At 63.6% G+C, this 20,723-nt stretch carries 11 protein-coding genes; 9 read left to right on the top strand and 2 right to left on the bottom strand.

All coding sequences use genetic code 11. The features are described from left to right. Positions 1-12: 12 nt before the first annotated feature. Positions 13-3,273, bottom strand: a complete 3,261-nt coding sequence (locus BV071_RS12750; protein WP_035607405.1) for an efflux RND transporter permease subunit — start codon at positions 3,271-3,273, stop codon at positions 13-15. A gap of 229 nt (positions 3,274-3,502) precedes the next feature. On the opposite strand from BV071_RS12750, the gene BV071_RS12745 reads away from it, so the two are divergent. The 3 genes from BV071_RS12745 (at position 3,503) to BV071_RS12735 (ending at position 5,581) form a co-directional block, all read left to right on the top strand. Further along, on the top strand, positions 3,503-4,174 hold the full coding sequence (locus tag BV071_RS12745) for a DUF1080 domain-containing protein (RefSeq protein WP_035607403.1): 672 nt from the start codon (positions 3,503-3,505) through the stop codon (positions 4,172-4,174). 66 nt (positions 4,175-4,240) lie between these two features. After that, positions 4,241-5,191 carry a DUF1080 domain-containing protein gene (locus BV071_RS12740; protein WP_052573274.1) on the top strand — a complete coding sequence of 317 codons (951 nt, stop codon included), beginning with the start codon at positions 4,241-4,243 and terminating at the stop codon, positions 5,189-5,191. A 93-nt stretch (positions 5,192-5,284) separates the two neighbouring features. After that, entirely contained in the window at positions 5,285-5,581 is a 297-nt protein-coding gene (locus BV071_RS12735) for a hypothetical protein (RefSeq protein ID WP_035607400.1), read from the top strand. A gap of 128 nt (positions 5,582-5,709) precedes the next feature. Here BV071_RS12735 and BV071_RS12730 read toward each other — a convergent pair whose 3' ends face one another. After that, entirely contained in the window at positions 5,710-6,315 is a 606-nt protein-coding gene (locus BV071_RS12730) for a TetR/AcrR family transcriptional regulator (RefSeq protein ID WP_035607395.1), read from the bottom strand. A gap of 91 nt (positions 6,316-6,406) precedes the next feature. Here BV071_RS12730 and BV071_RS12725 point away from each other — a divergent pair, with 91 nt between their 5' ends. The 6 genes from BV071_RS12725 to BV071_RS12700 all read left to right on the top strand — a co-directional run bounded on the left by BV071_RS12725 (position 6,407) and on the right by BV071_RS12700 (position 20,717). After that, on the top strand, positions 6,407-7,147 hold the full coding sequence (locus BV071_RS12725) for an SDR family NAD(P)-dependent oxidoreductase (RefSeq protein ID WP_035607390.1): 741 nt from the start codon (positions 6,407-6,409) through the stop codon (positions 7,145-7,147). A 102-nt stretch (positions 7,148-7,249) separates the two neighbouring features. Then, the gene (locus BV071_RS12720; protein WP_035607387.1) at positions 7,250-8,626 is read left to right on the top strand and encodes a DUF3142 domain-containing protein; all 1,377 of its coding nucleotides are present in this window, start codon (positions 7,250-7,252) and stop codon (positions 8,624-8,626) included. Then, on the top strand, positions 8,623-11,976 hold the full coding sequence (locus BV071_RS12715; RefSeq protein WP_035607383.1) for a hypothetical protein: 3,354 nt from the start codon (positions 8,623-8,625) through the stop codon (positions 11,974-11,976). Before BV071_RS12720 ends, BV071_RS12715 begins: the two co-directional genes overlap by 4 nt. Then, entirely contained in the window at positions 11,973-15,329 is a 3,357-nt protein-coding gene (locus tag BV071_RS12710) for a hypothetical protein (protein ID WP_035607380.1), read from the top strand. The genes BV071_RS12715 and BV071_RS12710 overlap by 4 nt, the downstream gene beginning before the upstream one ends. A gap of 129 nt (positions 15,330-15,458) precedes the next feature. After that, on the top strand, positions 15,459-19,526 hold the full coding sequence (locus BV071_RS12705; RefSeq protein ID WP_035607378.1) for an Ig-like domain-containing protein: 4,068 nt from the start codon (positions 15,459-15,461) through the stop codon (positions 19,524-19,526). Positions 19,527-19,550: 24 nt separating this feature from the next. Continuing rightward, positions 19,551-20,717, top strand: a complete 1,167-nt coding sequence (locus BV071_RS12700) for a hypothetical protein (RefSeq protein ID WP_035607376.1) — start codon at positions 19,551-19,553, stop codon at positions 20,715-20,717. The last annotated feature ends 6 nt before the right edge of the window (positions 20,718-20,723 follow it).

The following is a 20,723-nucleotide window of genomic DNA, read 5'->3' as shown; positions in this document are numbered from 1 at the left end:
ACAGATTTGAAATTAGGATGGCTCAGGCACAGCCGTGGTTTCGGGCAGGGTTTCTTCCTCCTCGTGCACCTTCCGCTTCGTCAGCCCGCGCACAAATGCAAAGGCGATCGGCACCACGAATAGCGAGGCCATGGTGCCGAAGACCAAGCCACCGATCACCGCGCGGCCCAGCGGCGCATTCTGCTCGCCACCCTCGGCATGGCCCAGGGCCATTGGGATCACGCCCAGCACCATTGCAAGGGCGGTCATCATCACCGGCCGCAGGCGCGTCGTCGCGGCCTCGATCGCGGCGTCCACCGCCGTCTCGCCTTGGTCGAAGCGGTCCCGCGCGAAGCTGCTCACCAGCACGCTGTTCGCGGTCGAGACGCCCACCACCATGATGATACCCATCAATGCCGGCACGCTGATCGGCGTGCCCGTCACCCACAACCCGAAGAGCGCGCCGGAGACCGCCACCGGCAGGCCTGCGATCGCCACGAAGGGCAGGGTCCAGGATTGGAAATTCACCACCATCACGAGGAAGACCAAGACCGCGGCCAGGCCGAGGCCGCCGATCAGCTCCGAATACGCCGAGCTCATCAGCGCCGCCTGACCGGCCAGCTCGATCTTGTTCGGCGGCTTCTGCTTGGACCGCAGGCCGGTCGCCGGCTGGGCCTCCTGCTTCTTGGAAGGATCGGCCGCTACCGCCTCCTTGCCGATCATGCCTTCGAGTTCCTTGGTCAGGCTGCCCAGATCGCGGCCATCGGCATTCGCCACCACCGTGAAAGTCGGTGCCAGGGTCGTGCGCGAGACACTTGCCGGCGCACGCTTCTCAATCACCGTTGCAAAGGCCCGCAAGGGCACCGAGGTCGCGGTCCCGACCGAAGGCTTCACTGGCAGGTTCAGGAGCTGCTCCACCGAGTTCAGGGTCGATGGCGGGGCGATCACCTGCACGTCGTAGGAAGCACCGGTTGCCGGGTCTGCCCAGTAGTTCGGGGCGATCGAGCCACCGCTACCCAGCGCGGCCAGCATCGAGTTCGCGACGTCCTGCTGGACGATGCCGAAGGTCGCGGCGCGTGCGCGGTCCACGCGGATCGCGTAGCCGGGTTGATCGAGCACCTCGCGCAGGGTCACATCGACGGCCCCCGGGACCTTGGAGAACCTTTCGCGGAGGTCCTTGGCGAGGGCCAGGTTGCCGGGAATGTCGCGCCCGGTGAAACGGACTTCAAAGGTGGTCGGGGCGCCGGAGGCCAGGGTCTGGCTGGTCGCATCCGCCGGGCGGAAGAAGGACTGCACCTCCGGGAACTTCTCCGCCATCATCGCGCGGATCTTGCGCTCGTAGCCGACGCTGGGCGCGTGCTCGCCGTGAAGCTGCACCAGGATCTCGCCATCCGCGGAGCTGATCGAGGTGGTCTCCACGTAGGCCTGGTTGATCGACACCGGCGCGCCGATGTTCTCGACCACGAACTGGAGTTCATCGGCGGGGATGATCTTGCGGATCTGCACCTGGATGTCCGCCATCACCCGCGCGGTGTCCTCGATCCGGATGCCGCTGGGGATCCGGACGAAGAGCCGCAGCAAGCCGGCATCCGTTTTCGGGAAGAACTCACGCCCCGAGTGCCAGCCGGAGAAAATGCCGATCGCGACGGCCGCCGCCACCGGGATCAGGATCAGATACTTGGCGCGCATCAGGAAGCTGAGGATGCGTCCCTGCACGGCGGCGATCTTGTCCACCCCGTGCTCGATCGCGTGATGGATCAGGCCCAAGCCACGCGGTCCCTTGCCTGCGGCCTTGGCTTTCGCCTCCGCCCGCGCTTCACCCGGCAGGATGATCGATGCCAGCGTGGGCACCAATGTGCGCGCCAGCAGATAGCTGGCGATCATCGCGAAGACCACCGCCAGCGCCAAGGGCCGGAAAACGTAGGACGCCGTGCCGCTGAGCAAGAAGATCGGCAGGAACACGATGCAGATCGAGATCGTAGAAACGAACTCCGGGAAGGCAACTTCCTTCGCGCCGTCGATGATCGCCTGTTTCACGCTCTTCCCGAGCCCTATCTGACGCTTGATGTTCTCGATCTCCACCAGCGCGTTGTCCACCAGGATACCGATCGCCAGCGAAAGGCCGCCCAAGGTCATCAGGTTGAAGGTCGCACCTGCCAGCTTGAGCCCGATGATCGAGCAGAGCAGCGCCAGGGGGATCGAGCACAGCACGATCCCGGTCGAGCGCCAGGAGCCGAGGAATAGCAGCACCACCGCGGCGACGAGTCCGCCCACCAGCATGATTTCATGCTCGATGCCGTTCACCGCCGCGCGCACGAAAACCGACTGGTCGAAGATTGGCTCGATCACCATTCCGGGAGGCGCCGCCTTCCGGATGTCGTCCATGCGCGACATGATCCCGTCGATGATGTCGACGGTGGAAGCGTTCCCCAGCTTGAGGATCGAGATCATCACCGCGTTCTGGCCGTTGAGCCGCGCGATGTTCGAGCTCACCGCTTCGCCGTCGCGGACATTCGCCACGTCGCGCAGCAGGATGGTCCGGCCTTCGGAGGAGCGGATCGGCAGATCGAGGAAGCCCTGGATGTTCTCTGGGCTGGCGTTGAGTTCCACCGGCAGCTCGCGCCCGGCCTCACGGATCGATCCGGAGGGCAGCGTCAGGTTTTGCCGGCCGACCACCGCGCTAACTTCGGCCGCGGAGAGATCGAAGGCATTGAGCGCCTGAGGGTCCAGATCGACCATCACCTGGCGCGCGGCACCGCCGTAGGGCAGCGTGATCCGCATCCCGGGGACGCTTTGCAACTGCGCGCGCAGCGCCAGCCGCGCGTAGTCATAAAGTTCCCCGCCGGTCTTGTTGTCCGCGGAGATCACCAGCTGGATGATCGGCACGCTGGAGGGGCTGGTGCGGATGATCAGCGGTGGCGTCGTGCCGGAGGGCATGCGCCGGAGGATCGTCTGCGACACCCCGGTCGCCTGGGTCAGAGCCGAATTGATGTCCACGTAGGACTGGAACTTCAGCTTCACCAGCGCCACGCCGTTCGAAGTCTCGGACCGCACCTCCAGCAGGTCGTCCACGCTGTTCATCGTGGCGATCTCCGAGAAGGAGGTGATCTTGGCGGCCATCTCAGCCGCGTTGAGGCCGTTGTAGGACCAGACCAGCGTGATCTCCGGGCTATCGACCCGGGGCAGGATGTCGGTGGACATCTTCCGCGCCGACATAATGCCGAAGAGCAGGATCAGGATGCCGAGAACGCCGATGGTATACTTGTAACGAAGTGCAAAAAGAACGATCCACATGGCTGCTTTCGGAGTCCGGCGCTCCCGGGGGGCGCATATTTGACGATCACCGGGATGGGCTCGGGGCAGGGGATATTCCCGATTTCATCCCGCCTGACGGAGTTCCCCGTCAGCGCGATCTGAGCCAGCGTAGTTCGATAATGATCAAACGTCGCAAACTTTTTTGGTTTGAAACGGATGTCGCCGGGAAATGAGCCTCAGTATCAGGACGTAAGCGCTCCCCGAACTTATGAAATCCTTCGCACTTCTCCTTCCGCTGCTCGTCTTGACCGCCTCCGCCGAGCCCGAAGCCCTCTTCAATGGCAAGGATCTCAGCGGCTGGAAGCCCGATGTGCCGGCGGCCGATGACAAACCGGATACGGCCCCCAGCTTCATCGTCCGCGATGGCAAGCTGGTCTCGATGGGCAAGCCCCTCGGCCACCTGGTCACGGAGAAGGAATATGCGAACTACCGCCTGACCGTGGAATACCGTTTCCCCGGCAAGGGCGGCAACTGCGGGGTCCTCGTCCACGCCTCCAAGCCGCGCACGCTCTACAAAATGTTCCCGCAGTCGATCGAGGTGCAGATGGAATCCGGAAATGCCGGCGACTTCTGGTGCATCGGCGAGAACATCCAGGTGCCGGACATGGAGAAGCGCCGCCCCAAGAAGGAAGGCCAGGCCTACGGCGGTGGTGCCGATGACGCCCGCAACATCAAGAACCTCACCGACGGCTCCGAGAAGCCGCTCGGCGAGTGGAACACCATGGTCATCGTCTGCAAGGGCGACAGCATCACCGTTTCGGTCAACGGCACCGAAGTGAACGTCGGCGACAACTGCACCGCCACCAAGGGCAAGATCGCCCTCCAGGCCGAAGGCACCGAAGTCGAATTCCGCAAAGTGGAATTGGAGCCGGTGCGCTGAGACTCCAAGGCCCCCAAGGCCATTCCTTTTAACCAGACCGCCAATATCAACGACCCCGGAATCCCGATGAAGACCACCCTGCTTTTCCTTCCCTTGCTTTGCGCTCCCCTGACCGCCCAGGAGAACGATCCTTCGACCGCAGATCCCGACTATGCGATCCAAGGCGAATACGCGCTCGACGCGAAAGCCCCTCAAAAGGGCCCCGGAGTTCAAGTCATTGCCCTTGGCGATGGCAAGTTTGAGGCCGTTTCCTACAAGCGCGGATTGCCCGGCGCGGGTTGGGAAGGCAAGTGGGACGCGGTCACCCATAGCGAGGGATTCCGTGGCGAGGGAGCCGGAACCGCCAAATTCACCGGCAAGGATCTGGAGGGCGAGATCGCAGGCCAGAAACTCACGCTGAAGAATCCCGGCGGGAAGGAGATCGAGCTGACCCGCATCAACCGTGAATCGCCGACCCTTGGCGCAAAGCCTCCCAAGGGTGCCGTCGTCCTCTTCGGCGATGGCGTCAACCTCTTCGACAAGGACAAGGTCACCGCGGACGGGCTGCTGTCCCAAGGTGCCAAAACCGCGGAAACCTTCGGCGACTTCACCCTTCACATTGAGTTCCGTCTGCCCTTCATGCCGAAGGCCCGTGGCCAAGGCCGTGGCAATAGTGGTCTCTATCTCCAAGGCCGCTACGAGGTTCAAATGCTCGATAGCTTCGGACTTGAAGGGAAGGACAACGAGTGCGCCGGCATCTACCAGACCGCCCAGCCCAAGCCGAACATGTGCTTCCCGCCGATGGTCTGGCAGACCTACGACATCGAGTTCACCGCCGCGAAGTTTAACAAGGACGAGAAGAAGAAAAAGGCCGTTGTCACCGTGACCCACAACGGCGTGGTGGTGCACAAGGATCTCGAACTTCCCGGCCCCACCGGCGGAGCCGTCCTCAAGGACACAGCCGAACCCGGCCCGATCCTTCTCCAGGACCACGGCAACCAAGTGCGCTACCGCAATATCTGGGTGGTGAAGAAATGAGGGAGCGTTGCCCCCGCCGATTCGGGTCGCCAGCGGAGCATCCTGGCTGAAGCCCGGCTTTCCTTTTGCGACGCGGGCTGCCATGCTTCAGGGATGAAGTTGGTGACCTTGTTTCTGGCGCTCCTGTTGTCTTCCGCGGTGACGGGTTGCGCCTCATCCAAATCGAAATCGAATTGGAAAGCGAGCAAGGGCACTAACAAGGGCTGGGCTTCCAGCTATGCGAAGACCTTGGACAAGAAAAAGGAGACGAACCCGGAAGTGAAGACAGCCCCGCCGCCGGAGATTCCGAAGGGCGCGAGGGATCCCAGGGTAGAAAGCGGCTCGCCCCAGCTGGATGGGGAGCAAATCGTGATTCCGGACCGTGTGCTGCCCGAAGGCGAGAGGAACTGAGGTGCGGGGATGCCGTCGGCGAAATCCCGCTCTTTGTTAGATACCGCGGGTGGGTGGCCGTTTTTGGAAACGTTAATCAGACCGATTCCAGACTAGGGTGATCCTTGGTCCGGTCCTTCTCTCAAAGGTCACTCCCCGGGCCACGCCTGCATGGCCGTAGCAGCTACCGCCTCAAGCTCCTTCGAACTCACCCCATCTCGCGCCTGAATCGACATGCCCTGCTGGACCGTGACAAAGAAGCGGGCGAGGGCCTTTATGTTGGTTTCCCGCGAGAGGTCGCCTTCCTTGATGCCGCGTTGGAGGCGGGCTTCCACCAGTTTCAGCGATCTCTTCCGCTCCGCCACGACCAACTCCGCGAGCCCGCTTACGCCTTCGCTGGCGACGGACGAGAGCACGACCATGCAGCCGAGCGGACGCTCCGGGCAGGCCAAGGAGCGGGCGGATAGCCTGAGGAAGGCCTCGATGCCGAGTTTCGCGGTGGGCGCGGATTCCAAGGCCTCGGCCAGCTGCGGGGCTCCGGCCGCGGCATAGTGGCGGATGGCTTCCGCGTAGAGCTGTTCCTTGCTGCCGAAGGCGGCATAGAGGCTGGGCGAGCCAATCCCCATGGCTTCGCAGAGGTCATTCATGGAGGAGGCGGTGAAGCCTTTTTGCCAGAACACCCGCGTGGCCGCTCCCAGCGCGGCAGTGCGGTCGAAGGAGCGCGGGCGTCCGCGGGTGCTGGTCTTTTCGCTCATGGAAAGATTTTTGTGCTGACCGATATATAATTCGGTTGACGGCTCTCCGCAAGCGGATACAGGTTTCTGTGTCGAACGATACAGAAATACCATGAGCACACTGAAAGGAAAAAGGGCATTGGTCACTGGAGCGAGCCGTGGCATCGGCGCAGCTATCGCGAAGGCCTTGGCAGCGGAAGGCGCGAGCGTGGCGATCACCTACGAGCGCTCGGCGGATAAGGCCGCTGAGGTGGTCCGGCAAATCGAAGCCGCCGGTGGCAAGGCCGTGGCCTTCGCGGCGAATAGCGCCGATCCGCAGGCGGTCCGAGCTGGCATCGACCGCACGGTCGCGGAACTCGGCGGTCTGGACATCCTGGTGAACAATGCCGGGATCGCGCGCCAAGGCAGCTTCGAGGAGATCTCGCTGGAAGACATCGACGCGCTGCTGAACGTGAACGTCAGGGGCGTGATCGTGGCCAGCCAGGCCGCCATCCCGCATCTCGGTGCCGGCGGGCGGATCATCAATATCGGCAGCGGCTTGGGCGAACGGGTCCCCTTTACAGGCGTGACGGTCTACTCAGCGACGAAATCCGCGCTGCGCTCCTTGACCGCGGGCCTGTCGCGTGAGCTCGGACCCCGCGGCGTTACGGTGAATCTGGTGCAACCAGGCTCCACCGATACCGACATGAACCCGGCGGATGGCCCCGGCGCGGAGGCGCAGAAGAGCTCGATATCGCTCGGCCAATACGGGACCCCTGAGGACATCGCCGCCGCGGTGGTCTTCCTCGCGGGCCAGGGAGCCAAGCAGATCACCGGCACGACCATTACGGTGGACGGCGGGGCGATCGCTTGAGTCGACCGATTATCTTGGGGCTGGCATTTCCATCATGGGAGATGCCAGCCCTTTTCTTTTGGGAGAGAGTTGGTATGCGCCTCAAGTAGTCACTTCCATTCCATGGCCTCAGGGCGAACCATCCTCGCGCTTCTTCTCTTCCTTCTCTTCACGGGCTGTGGGAAGAAGCCATCGCCTTTAGCGAGTTCCCATCCACCCGACCCCACACCTTCCTTCTGGGTCTGGCACCGTTCCAGCGCGCTCACTCCGGCTGAGCAATTCTCGGTCGGCGGCGTCTCGCGCCTCTACTGGCAGATCGCCGAGTTCGGTTGGCGCAACGGCGAGTGGTCACCGCGTCCGCTGGGCAAACCCCAAGCCGACTCCCCGAATCTCGTCCCTGTCGTCCGCCTCGATCCCGGTCCGGATTCTATTCTCAAGCCGGACGCCGCTGCGACCCTCGCCAAGTGGCTGCGCTTCCACTTCGACGGCAATCCGCCGCATACTCTCCAGCTCGACTACGATTGCCCGGTCCGCCTACTGCCGAAATATGCGGAATACATCAGCGCCCTCCGCGCCGAGCTTTCCCTGCAAGAGCTCAGCGTCACCGCCCTCGCCTCGTGGGGCGGCACACCCGGCCTGGAGAAAGTCGGCAAGGCAGCGGATGAAATCGTGCCGATGTTCTACGACATCACCGCCGATCCCCCGGCCGATGTCCTTGCGGGCAAGTTCGTCCCCATGGCCGGTGGCGAGGCACAGAAGTGGATTGCCAAGTGGAAGGACTGTTCCACGCCATGGCGCGCGGGCCTGCCGAACTTCGAGCGACTGACCTTGTTCCAAAGCGATGGAACTCTCTCCGGACATCTCCGCCAGTGGAGTCCCGAGACAGTCTTGGCCGCGGACTACCTCCAGCCGCTCTCCACTGCTCCGGGACTCGCGCTCTACCGCGTGACCCGCGATGCCAGCTTGGAAGGAACCGCCCTGCATGCCGGACAGTTCCTCGCATGGCGCGCGCCTGATGATGAGACCTTGCGCCAGCTCATTGCCTCCTCCTTCGCCGCGGGTGCCCGTGGCATCGTTTGGTTTGCCTTGCCCGGCCCCGGCTTGCGCGCAAGCCACACGCCAAGCCATCTCGCGGCTTTGGCGCGTGGTGAATCCCCACAGCCATCCTTGAAGCTCCAACGTGATGAGAGCGGTCGCATCACCCTTCGTAACGAAGGGTCGGGTGATCTCATCCCCGCTCCCGGCAAGGCGGCGAATCGCCTCAAGCTCACCAGCAGCCAGGCGGGTGCCTTTGCCGCGGTCGGCCCCGGAGAATTCCTCAGCGTGGCGGTTCCATCCGCTTCGCGCGTCTCCATCAATTTTTCACACGAAATCGAGTTAACTTTTCACGGGCTTTGTGTAGGAGAAGTCGTCGCGAGTGAATCCGGCCTCGTCACCTTGAAAGACGGCCGTGAACTCCAGTGGACCATCGACGATTCCACACCTGTGCCCCTTGAATGAAAAAATGCGTCCTGCTGTTGGCGCCATTTCTTATCGCCTGTGGCGACTTCTTTTACCAAGCGCCGCCGCCGCTCGAAGCTTATCCGCAGCGCACTCCGGGGAAGTCCTGGCGCGAGGTGTATCGTGAAGCCTATCCCCAAGATCCGGAGGCCGCGGCGGATGCGGTGTCGGCCGAGGATTGCCGGGCTTTGGCCGCGGAGCTGCCACAGCTTGTGCGGGAGGAGCGCCTTGCGAGGATCGATGCGCTGATCGCCCGCAACCGCGAGGGCGAGTTCAATCCGGACATCGCGACTTATCTGATCGAATTGCGCGAGCTGGCGGAGGACTACGCCATTCTCTCCGCCGCGCAGAGCTATCTCTCGGAGCGCGGGGATTGCATCGGCTCGCATTGGGTGCCCATGCGTCCCACGCGCTACTGGAATCAGAGTGACGAGGACTACCGCGCGAAGCTGGCGGTTTACGAGGTCATGCGTGACGGGGCCCTGGGCTGGATCGAGAGGGGATTGCAGCAGGCAGCTCCGGTCCTTGAGGCGAACTACCGTGTCCAACGCGGCTCCTTCTTGTTCCGCAGCGGGGACTTCGCCATGGCGGCAAATGAATTCCGCGGCGTCGTGGAAGCTTATCCCGAGCATCCCCGTGCGGAGGTCGCGGCCTTCATGCTCGGGCGCTGTCTCTTGGAAGACATGCGACGCCAGAAGCACAACAGCTGGGGCCTCGGGCAGCTTCAGGCATCCTTCGGGCCCGCCGCGCAGGCCTTTGCCGACTATCTTGCAAAGTATCCGCAGGGGCGCTTCGTGCCGGATGCCCATGGCTGGCGGGCCGGCGCGCTGCGGGAAATGAAGCAGCCCGGCGAGGCGCTGAAGGAGCAGCTTGCCCGCTGGTCCAGCCGCCCCACGCGCGAGGTCATCGCTTCCTCCCTGCGCGAGTGCGATGCGATCATCGATGATCTCCTCGGCGATTCGGAATTCATGGGCAGTGCCGGTGACGAGGATGAGGACCTTCCGTGGGCGGAGATGGCCCGGCATCCGGAGCTTGCGCGTCTTTTCGTGATCCAGTCGCTCGACCCCGCTGCCCGCGATGGTTTGCCCAATATCGACCGCAATCTGTCGAGCGATGGCGTCACGCTGGATTTCCTGAACCGCCGGATCATTGGACGCCGCCCCTTTACCCGCCAGGCGCTGGTGGAGTTGGGGAAGGCCGTGCTGAATGAGAAGAAGGGCGAGCCCGATGCCTTCACCCTGCTTGTCCTTGGCTGGGCTTCGCAGATGGACCGTGAACCGGGGCAGGCGCTTGTGCTCTTCGATCGTGCGCTTGCGCTGGGGAAGTCTGATGACCTGCTGCAAGGGCGGGCCGCAGCCCTCAGCTCGCTGGGCCGCCACGCCGAGGCCGCATCGACCTACCAGGAGCTCGTGGAGAGCTTCCCGGAAAGTTCCTTGGCGCAGTCCGCCACCTTCGATCGGGCGATCTCGCGCTACCGTGCCGGCGAAGCGGGGGAAGCGTTGATCGATTTGCTGGGGCGCTTTTCTTCCAGTTCCTACGGACTGATGGAAGGCGAAGGCCTGCATACCGAACTCGAACTGGGCCAGTGGGTCGATAGCATCGCCCAGTTTGGAGAGCTGGATGCTTTGGCCCGGCCCTTGGCGCGGCTGCCGTGGCAAGACCCGCGTGCCATTCTACTGCGCGCCGTCGTCCGCTCGCGCGCCTTGGCCGCCCATCGCTTCGATCTCGCGCATCAGTATCTGGATCTCTCCATTGCAGGCCCTCCCGATGGGGGATATCCCGGCGACAATTACATCCTGAGCCAATTGATTCCGCTTGGGCTGGAAATGGATGCGGCGCGTTGGGAGCGCGATATCGCGCCGCTGGCGGATGCTTATAAGCGGCTGGAGGCAGCCGGTGGCCAGGACCCTGCCTTGCACTTGGAAATCGGCCGCCTTTGGAGAGATCTGCGTGGGCGCGTGACCTATCCGCTGGAACGGCTCTTCGATTATTCGCAGAGCGAGACCGAGAAGCTCGATCTGCTGCGCCGCCGCAACGCGAGCTTCCTCGGCATCCCCGCGGATGAAATCGTGAAGCAGTTGGAGTCTCGCGATGAGCTCGATCACGCGCTCGCCCACTTTCTCAAGGCGGCGGAGCTTTCGCGAGACCCCGAGCTTGCGGCCCCCGCCTTGGAGGGCGCGAATGAAGCGCTCTTCCATCTTACGGAATTCTCTCACTATCGCGGTGTTCGGGCGGCTGAAACCGATCTTGCGGGTCTCTCCGCGCGTTTGGTCGGGCGCTTGCGCAGCGATTTCCCGGACCGGCCGGAGGCGAAGCGCGCCGTCACCTGGACCTTCATTCCGCCGCTCATGATGGATCGCTGGATGCCCGGAGACTACACTCCGGACCACTGCGCGGAGGAGCTTCTCGCTGCCCTTGAATTCGCGGACCCCGGACCGGCTCCCGAGCCGTCCGACCGCTGGGATTCCCCGGCAGGCGACGGCATGAAAACCCTCCTCGCGGAACTCCAGAGGGAACTGGAGGAGTTCAATCGCCAGCGGCCACACCTTTCTGAAGAAGCGATCAACCAACTCGGCAACGCGATCCATGACCGCATCTCGATCGCCGAGTTGCCCGGCATGACCCCGGAGCTCTACTCCCGCTATCGCGACGGCATCGTTCCCGCTGAGGCAAGGGGTGACGGGTCGATGCTGGATGCACATCAGGCCTTCTATTGGGAAGCCGCCAAGGCGGGAGACTGGCCGGATCCCGAGGCCACTCCGGCTTTGATTGAAGGTTGGAGCGACTACCTCGCCAAGTTCCCGAGCGGGCCGAAGTCGGAGGCCGCTTCGCTACGCCTGCTGCGTTTACGGGTCCGTCAGGTTTTGCCGGTGCCGATGATTCGCGTTTGCCGTTTTCCGGATGCGCCAATTCCCGGTGGCTACAAGCGGCCGGAGCCAGCTGCCGCGGTGCCGGAAGATGAATTGAAGGCCTTGGCCTGGGCCCTCTCTACCCACGAGGAGCGTTTCCCCAAGAAGCTCTACGCGGCGGACATTCTCCAGCTACGCTGCGCCGTGGCCGCGCAGATGGGCGACTACGATACCGCGATCGCCGGGCTCAGTTCGATCCTCGCCGATCCCATGCATCCGGAACTGCGGATGACCACCGCGCGCTACTTCGCCGAGATCAGCATGCGCCTGCTCGATGTGACGCAGCGCGCCGCCCTGGCGGATGCCTTCCGGAAACACCCGGCGGCCATGCCCTGGCTGCGCAAAATGGTGAAGGGTGATACCTGTCTTTTCAGGTTGCGCCCCTTGATGCCTTGGCTGGAAGGAAACAATTTGCAACAATCACAATCACCCTCGCCGTGAAACGCCGGATCCTCATCCTTACGCCCCTGCTGCTCGCCTGCGGTCCTTTCTTTTATCAGGCACCGCCGCCGCTGGAGAGATATCCGCACCGCGTCCCCGGTAAGACCTGGGAGCGCCTGCTGCAGGATGCCAAGCCGCCGCGCGAAGACTCACCCAGCGCCGCGGAAACCCTGCGTGTGGCGATGAAGCTCGCGGATGTCTTGCCGCTTCTTCCTGTCGAGCGCCGCCAAGCGAAGATCGACGAGATGGTGGAGCGCAATCGCGGCGGCAACTTCAGTGCCCGCGCCGCGACGCTCTTGCTGGAGCTGAAGGAGATCGCTGGCAACGAGAAGCTGGAGGATGAAGCGGGCCGCTATCTCGAGTGGCGCTTGCAAGCGGTCGAGCGCAAGCCCCTGCTGCCGCCGGCCCGGCGCTGGGATTGGGCGGACGAGGACATGCGCCATGCGGAGGAGCAGTACCGCAGGGACTTGAAGGATGAGGAGGATTGGCTGGAAGCCGGAAAGCTCGGCACGCCGCCCTTCCTGCAGCCGAATTACGAGCTCCAGCGCGCCGCTCGCTTCCTGCGCAACCAGCGTTTCGATGATTCGCTCAAGGGCTTCCGCGATCTGCTCCAAGCCTCGCCAGATCATCCGCGCTCTGAGGTCGCTTGCTTCATGATCGGCCGCTGCTTGCTGGAGCAGTCCCGCGTCGTGATCACCCGGCAGCTGAAGGAGGAGGAGCTCATGGTGCTGGTGAAAGATCTGCGCGCGAAATCGGAGGAGGCCTTCAAGGACTACCTGCGCAGGTATCCGCAGGGCCGCTTCGTGTCCGATGCCCACGGTTGGCTCGGCGGCTTGGCCGTGGATGAAGGCCTCTGGGGCGACGCCGTCGGCCACCAGATGGACCGTCTGGCAGTCCGCGATTCCCGCGAGGTCCTCGCCTCCGTGCTGCGTGAGTGCGATTGGATTTTCGCGGCCATGTTCAACGATCCCGTCGCCGCCACGGATCCGGATACGCTGGCCCATTCGCTGCCATGGGGAGCCATCGCCCGGCAGCCACAGGTCGTGCGGCTCTTCGTTTTCCAGGCGCTCGATCCCGTGACCCGTGAGAAATTCAACGATGTGGAGAACTTCTCCAGCGACGAGCGGACGGTGAACTTCCTCACCGATCGGATCACTCGCCCGCAGGAATTTGCCAAGCGCTCTCTCAGTCTCCTTGGCGCCGCCATCGCGTCGGCTGGTGGCTCGGATTCGCTCAGCTTGACCGTTCTCGGGTGGGCTGCCCTGCGCGCTGGCGAAAATGAGCAAGCGCTCGCGCTCTTCGAGAAAGCCCTGCTCAAGGATCGCAGCGATGAATTGCTCCAAGGTCACGCCGCGGCGCTCGCGGCCGTGGGTCGTCACGCTGAGGCGGCTCGCGCCTACGCCGAGCTTGGTCGCGACTACCCGGAAAGCCAGTTGGCTGGCACGGTTGAGTTCGATGCGGCCATGGCGCGCTTCCATGCCGGTGAGGCGGGCGAAGCCTTGCTGGAGTTGATCCCGTTGTCCCGTCGCTCGTGGGATCGCCCGACACCCGGCACCCTGCATGCCGAGTTCGAGCCGATCCAGTGGATCGATACCATCGCGCAGTTTGCGCCGATCGAGCAGCTCGCCAAGCCATTGGTGCCGGGAACGCTTGGTGGAACGCGGGAGGATCTACTCCGCGCCATTGTCCGCTATCGCGCTCTTGCCGCCGGGAACTTCGACTTGGCCAAGCAGTATCTTGATCTCCCCAACGACCCTTCGGCCACGGAGCAAGAAGACGCGGTGCTGGCCACCGCTTCCATGGAGTGGCGGAAGTTCGTGCCGATGGATCAGGCGCACTGGGACCGCGAGGTCCAGCCCTTGGCAGATTTGGAGGCGAAGCTTGCCGGGTCACCCGACGATGCCGCCCTGCATCTGGAAGCCGGCAAGCTCTGGCAATCGCTGCGCGGCAAGGTCACGATGCCGATTCACCGCTTCTTCGATTTCTCGAACTCGGAGCCCGACAAGCTCCACCAACTCCGCTGCCGCAATGCCGCCTTCTTCGGCATTCCTGCAAATGAGGCGACCTCGGCTCTTGATTCACGAGATGAACTGAATCGGGCGCTCGTCCACTTCCTGCAAGCCGCGGAGCACAGCCCGGATCCCGCCATCGCCGCGCCTGCCCTTGAACTTGCGAACGAAGCGCTCTTCCGCTTGGGTGAGTTCTCCCGTTACCACGCCATGCGGGCCTTCGAGGGGGATCACACCGCGCTCTCCGCCAAGCTGGTCGCCCGCCTCAAGCGAGACTTCCCGGATCGTCCCGAAGCCGCACGTGCGATTGCATGGACCTTCACCGATCCGGCGAACCTGAAGCGGTGGATGCCCGGCAGCGGTCCGGAGTGGCTGGTCACGAACCGTATGGCTGCGGAGATCAGCGGCCGCTTTGATTCCCAGGATGACGAGATCGAGTTCTACGCGCTCCTCACCCGCCTCAAGGCTCTAGGCAGCCAGGAGTTTGCGCACATGGCAGCGGCCAAGGGTGCACTTTCCGAGCTGCGCGATGCCTTCGCCATTGCCCGCCCGAAATTCACTCAAGACCGGATCCTGGCACTGGTGGATCACCTCGATGACTTGGGCAGCGTGGCTGAAGCCCCGGGTATCACCCTCGATCTCTTCCAGCGCTACGCCACCATGCGCATCAAAGGCGATGCTCCGCCCGTCGCGGAAGGCGAGTGGCTGCCCTTGAAACCATGGCTCGCCTTCTGGGATCTCGCGCGTCCCAGCGTGGACCACTACGGCTTCCAGCGTCCGCGCGATATCAGCATGGAATCCTGGGCGGCCTACCTGCGCGACTTTCCGGATAGTCCCAAAGCCGAAGCCGCCGCCTTGCGGATCCTGCGGGCCAAGGTTCAGGCCACTTGCTCCATCCCCTTGGTGAAATACTGCGCCTTCCCCGAGTCACCGCTGCTCCGCGGTTACTCGCACTTCGAGGGCAAGCCGCAGCCGGCGGAAGAGGACTTGGAAAAGCTCCGCCAAGCCATCGCCGCCCACCAGCAACGCTTCCCCGACGGGCGCTACCAAGCTGATGTCCTCATGCTCCGTGCCACCGTCGGCATGGCTGGCCCGCATCCTGAGGAGGGCGTGAAGGACCTCGCAGCCATCCTCGGGGATAGCATGCATCCGGAACTTCATATTGATGCCGTCCAGCATCTCGGCTGCTTCAGCATGCGCCTGCTTGACCCAGCGCAACGTCTCGAAGTCGGCGCTGCCTTGCGCCAGTCGCCCGAGGTCCTGCCCTACCTGCGCAAGCTCGCCAATGGCAGAACCTTCCTCATCCGCCTGAAGCAATTCCTGCCTTGGATCGAAGCGTCGTGAGCGCCATTTCGAGCCTTTGAAGACGTGAGGCTCCAGAAGTGCCTATTCTTTCTAGATTCTGCCGATCACTGCTGGGGCCGCAGGAAGGCATGCAAATGTTTCACGCTTTTTCCGTGAAATTACGGTTGTTTGGCACTTCTTGCTTGTTCGATTGGTGAAATCGGCAATTGGGGAGGACTCGCCGCGGGCACCGCCCGCGTCACCCCGCCACCCCTCGGCCCGATGACCCTCTCATCCAAGCTACTCTGTTCGATTGGCTCCGCGCTCGTGCTTGCGCTGCTTCCGGAGACCCATGCCCAAGCCACCGGGCCCACTTATGCCATCGGTGATTCCAAGCTGGAAACCTCCGAGGCGCTCCTCACCTCGGAAGCCGCCTTGGGTTATGGCCTGGCCCTTGCGGACAAGGAACTCATCGCGACCTCCTACAAGTTCCGCATGGTGTATGGGGCCTACGTATTCTCTCCGACCAGCTATGGGCCGAAGAAATACCTGGAAACCGCGAAGCTCATCAACCCGGAGGCAGGCAACTCATCCTACTTCGGTGCCTCCGTCGCTGCCCAAGGGAAGCTGGTCGCGATCGGTGCCCCCTCCCAGGATGTCAGGGTCGGCAGCCTTTATGCCTACACTGGCGGTATCGTCCATCTCTTCCAGCGCGATCCCGCCGGGTGGACGGAGATCCAGCAGCTCAATGCCTCCGATGCCAAGTACGACGATCAATTCGGCAACACGGTCGCGATTGACGGAAATACCATGGTGATCGGCTCGCGGGCCGCGCTCTATGTCTTCGACCGGAACCAGGCCGGGTCGTGGATCGAAAGCAAGAAGCTCGTTCCGACGACCACGCGTTCCACATCCGGGTTCGGTTCGGTGGTAAGCATCAGCGGCGATCTGATCGCCGCCGGCGCGGGCCAATTCGATTCGTCGAACCAGCCGCCCGGCTCGGTCTTCCTGTTCGAACGCAACAGCGGCGGTGCCGGCAACTGGGGCCAAACCAAAACCTTGGAGGCCCCCGATGGTCCCAGCGACAACCGCTTCGGCTCGAAGCTTGATCTCGAAGGCGATCGCCTGGCGGTTGCAGCCTTGCGGGCCGACAGCGCCCTCAATCCCACCGGGGCGGTCCACATCTTCGAGCGCAACCAAGGCGGAACCAATGGATGGGGAGCCGTTGCCAAAGTCACATCAGGCACCGGAACCTTCGATCAGTTCGGACGTTCCGTGAATCTGAGCGGCGACCTCTTGGTTGTCGGAGCGCCATATGGGTTCCGTGCATACGCCTTCGATCGCACTGGCAGCGGTGCGAATGCTTGGGTCCGTTCGCAGGCCTTCGCCCCTTACGATCAGGGCCGCGACAATCAGACCGGCTATGGCTTCGGCGGAGCCGTGGCCATCGGCGAGGACAAGATCTTCATCGCCGCCACGGTAGATCCCACCTCCGGTCTCAACCGTGGGGGCGGGGCTGTCTATACTTTCAACCGCACCCGCACGGTCCCGGTCTTCGGCAGGCTGCCGGAGCACTCGGTGCGGCAGCCCGGACAAGCAGTGACCTTTTCCGCGCCAGCCACCGGCCCCGGGACGCTGAGCTACCAGTGGCGCTTCAATGGCCAGGATCTCCCGGGCAAGAACTCGTCCACCCTGGACCTCACCAACCTCGTGGTGGAGCAGTCCGGCTTCTACACCGCCGTGGTGAAGAATGCCTTTGGGTCCGCCGAGACCCCGCCGACCCAGCTGACGGTGGCACCCGTTCCCGGCATCCCGGCAGTGACCACCACCCAGGCGGATGGCGGAGCCTCGACCGGTGAGCAGTACACCATGGGCTTCTCCTTCAGCACCACGGAGGCCCTGAAGATCACCCATCTTGGCTGCCTCGATATCGTTCCGGATGGGACGCTCTACCCGGTGGAGATCGGCCTCTGGAATCGCCAGACCGGGCAATTGCTTGCCCGCTCCATGATCACGCCGCCGGGCACTTCAGGGTTGCTCTCCGGGGGGCATCGCTACCTCCCGATCACGCCGGTGACTCTCCAGCCGGGCACGCAGTATGTCGTCGGGGTTTTCACCACCTTCGTCATCTCGGTGAAGTCTAGTACCAATGGGGTGCAGATCGACCCTGCCATCCAGGTCCAAGGCTCCTTGGTCAGCCGGGACCTGACCATGAAGATGCCTGCGGATGCCAGCTCGGGGAATACCGGGCGCAGCCTGCCGGGCTTCCTCTTCTCCCGCAGCGGTGTGGCCGCGCTGGAAGTCGCTGACGGGACCGGCGCCGGGGGCGCTCTGCTCGATGGCCGCGGTGGGGAAAAGCTTGATCTGGCTGCGGCGGCGATCGGAACTCCCGGTGCCGCACGGACTCTGCAGATCCGGAATCCCGGTGATGCGCCGCTTACTTTGTCCCAGCCCTTGTTGCCTGCCGGTGTGGAACTTGCCGAGGCACTGCCCGCGTCCATTCCTGCCGGTGGCAGCGCCCTCCTGAGCTTGCGGCTGAATTCGCCGGTTCCCGGCAGCTACGGCGGGGAGGTGACCTTTGCTTCGAATGTGGCCCACCGCACTCCCTTCTCCTTTTCGGTTCAGGGCAGCGTGGTGGTCCCGGAGCTTGCCCTTGAGCTTTCCGGTCCCGCCGCAGTGCCGGAGGATGGCATTGCCACGCTTGGCTTCCGGGTCTCGCGCACGGGTCCAGTGAATGCGCCGCTCCGTGTCTTGCTTTCAGCTTCCGGCACCGCGGTGCCCGCGGAATACACGCTCACAGGGGCCACTGCGCAGGAGGTGATCCTGCCAGCGGGCAGCGCGATTACCGAATGGTCGGCCCTGCCGCTGGAGGACCGCCTCGAAGAGCAGGACGAGACCTTGGCCTTCGAGCTTCAAGCCGACCCCCTGTATTCGATCGCCGCGACCAAGGGCCGCGCCGAAGGCACGATCCTGAATGATGACTACTCTCCGGTCACCGTCGCGGGGCCACTGCGGGAGGTTCCCGAAAACGGGCGGCTTGAAGTCAACCGGGCCAATGGCGTCCTGGTGGGAGCAAGCGACCTCGATGATGCGCCCGAAACCTTGACCGCGGAGCTGGTGGATACCGCGCTCCATGGCTCGCTCGAACTGCGGGCGGATGGCTCCTTCGTCTATCAGCCGACCACCGCCTACCATGGACCGGATGAATTCACCTTCCGCGCCAGTGATGGCGTTAACCACTCGGCGCTGACGCGTGTCTCGATCCAGGTGATCGAGGAGGTGGATCTCCAACTCGCGGTTGCGGAGTCTTCCGATCCGGTGCTTGCCGGATTCAACGAACCGGTATGGCACCGCTACACGCTGGTGAATGCCGGGCCGAGCACCGCGACCGGAATCGAGATCGCCTTGACCCGGACCTTGCCGCCCGCAGTGACCAGTGCGGCTTCAGCTCCGACCAGCGGAGAGTTTGATGGCAGCGTATGGCGGCTTGCAACGCTTGCCCCCGGTGCGAGCGCGGAGCTGCTCTTGCCTTTCAGCGTTCCGGCGGAGGTTGTGGGCGGCAGCTCGATCCTCAAGAGTTCGGCACAGGTGCAGGCGGTCCAACAGCCCCTGATCCTGACGAATGACGATCTTGCGAAGGCTGATACTTCCATCCTCAGCCCCGCGAGCATGAGCTTCCTCGGTCGGGAGGCGTCCGCAGTGCTGAATCGGCAGAACGGATTGCTGGTACACCGGATCACGGTCACGAATGACAATCCTGCCGCCATTGGTCCCTTCCGTGTGGTAATCACGGGGCTTCCTGCCGGCATTGTGCCGCAAGGGGCCAGCGGCACCACGCCGGAGGGCTATCCCTATTTCCTGATCGAAGCACCGCTCGCTGCCGGCGGGCGCCTTGACCTGGGCATCGAGTACTATTCTCCCAACCGCTCCACCGCGTTTGTGCCGCAGTACCGTCTTGAGCTACTTCGTCCCACGCCACCGCCCGCCGCCTTGTCCGGGACACGGTTTTCGATCGATCACTGCTCCTCTTTGCCGGATGGCACTTTCTTGATCGAGTGGTCATCGGTCCCGGGTACCCGCTATGCCGTGGAGTATAGCGGCAATCTCAGCGACTGGACCCAGGCTGGAGACCCCGTAACCGCGGCGGCGAACCGCACCCAGTGGGTCGATAGCGGTCCTCCGAAAACGCCATCGAAGCCCTCTGCCTCCGGTCTCCGCTATTACCGCATTGTGACGCTTGGAGACGCCCCCCGCTAATCCTCTCTCCTCCATCCCCAATTCATGAATCTGCTCCGAACCCTGCTGCCGGGCCTGCTGGTCGTCGCGGCCCAGCCCGCCACCGCCGGAGACGCCAAGTCGGCGGGCGTCACTACTTCCGCCGCCGGAGACTGGGAGTTCTCCATTTCCGCCGGACCCGCGTGGCGGCAGCTTGGCGATGTCCGGGTCTTGGGCGGGTATCGCAGCGGTGGACTCGCGATCCCTTCCTTGGTGGGAGGGGATTCTCTGGTCACTCCACCGATCGGAGATCCCGGCACTTATGGCGACCGGACCTACAACGACGGCTATGTCCGCCAAGACGCCGGGACGCCTGCGGACGGCTACACTTGGAATTGGGGTTATGATCGGGCCGATCAATTGCAGGGCAATCAACTCGCCTTCGCCGCCACCGGAGCCCAGAGCATCTACAGTGAGAATCGCTCCGCCCTCGGGGCGGGCCCCATCCCCAGCAGCGAGCTGGAAGGCCTGGCACCCCACTTGCAGTTTGATGCGGTGAGTCCCCATCGCTTGGGCCCCTTCCGGGTCGGCTTCTCAGCCGGGCTCGACTACATGAGCGCCGACCGGAACCTCGCGTTCTCGGGCTTTTCCATGACCCAGTTGCGGCAAGACTACCGCCTCGACTACGTCGACCGCTACGATGTCAGTGGCGTGCTTGTTCCCCAAGCTCCCTACCAAGGCACATCCGGCGGCCCGGGCCCAACGATCGGAAACCTTCCTTCATCCAGGGAGATGACCCCGGTCCTGATCGGCAGCGAGAGTGCCGTCTTCTCAAATACGGTGTTCTCGTCACTTGAGCTCAATGCCCTGAACATCACCTTGGGGCCTTCGCTGACCCTGAGCCAAGGGGACTTCGACTTTGCCGTGTCCGCCGGCTTTTCCCTGAATGTCTATGACTGGGAAGCCCGACAGGACGAAAGACTCGACGTTACCACGGCTGGCGGCACCACCGCCTACGCACGCTGGCTCGATCAGGACGATGGCGTGAAATTCCGCCCGGGCGTGTACCTTCAGGGTGATGCAAGTTACCGGCTCACCGATCTCATCGGAGTCACTGGATTCGCACGGCTGGATGCAGCCAAGGACTTCACCGTTGGCGCCGGACCGACCCACTACGAGGTGGATCCATCCGGAGTAACGATTGGAATGATGCTGCGCTACAGGCTGCCCTGAGGCTGG

Origin of the sequence: Haloferula sp. BvORR071 (assembly GCF_000739615.1) — a bacterium.
In the GTDB taxonomy this organism is placed as follows: Bacteria; Verrucomicrobiota; Verrucomicrobiia; order Verrucomicrobiales; family Akkermansiaceae; genus Haloferula.
The sequence above is the reverse complement of the archived record's forward strand: the minus strand, read 5'-3'. Positions and strand labels throughout refer to the sequence as shown.

Coding starts and splice junctions, on each gene's coding strand:
- BV071_RS12730 (WP_035607395.1), bottom strand. CDS start 6,315: ATGAGCGAAAAGACCAGCACCCGCGGACGCCCGCGCTCCTTCGACCGC.
- BV071_RS12735 (WP_035607400.1), top strand. CDS start 5,285: ATGAAGTTGGTGACCTTGTTTCTGGCGCTCCTGTTGTCTTCCGCGGTG.
- BV071_RS12715 (WP_035607383.1), top strand. CDS start 8,623: ATGAAAAAATGCGTCCTGCTGTTGGCGCCATTTCTTATCGCCTGTGGC.
- BV071_RS12750 (WP_035607405.1), bottom strand. CDS start 3,273: ATGTGGATCGTTCTTTTTGCACTTCGTTACAAGTATACCATCGGCGTT.
- BV071_RS12725 (WP_035607390.1), top strand. CDS start 6,407: ATGAGCACACTGAAAGGAAAAAGGGCATTGGTCACTGGAGCGAGCCGT.
- BV071_RS12745 (WP_035607403.1), top strand. CDS start 3,503: ATGAAATCCTTCGCACTTCTCCTTCCGCTGCTCGTCTTGACCGCCTCC.
- BV071_RS12720 (WP_035607387.1), top strand. CDS start 7,250: ATGGCCTCAGGGCGAACCATCCTCGCGCTTCTTCTCTTCCTTCTCTTC.
- BV071_RS12700 (WP_035607376.1), top strand. CDS start 19,551: ATGAATCTGCTCCGAACCCTGCTGCCGGGCCTGCTGGTCGTCGCGGCC.
- BV071_RS12740 (WP_052573274.1), top strand. CDS start 4,241: ATGAAGACCACCCTGCTTTTCCTTCCCTTGCTTTGCGCTCCCCTGACC.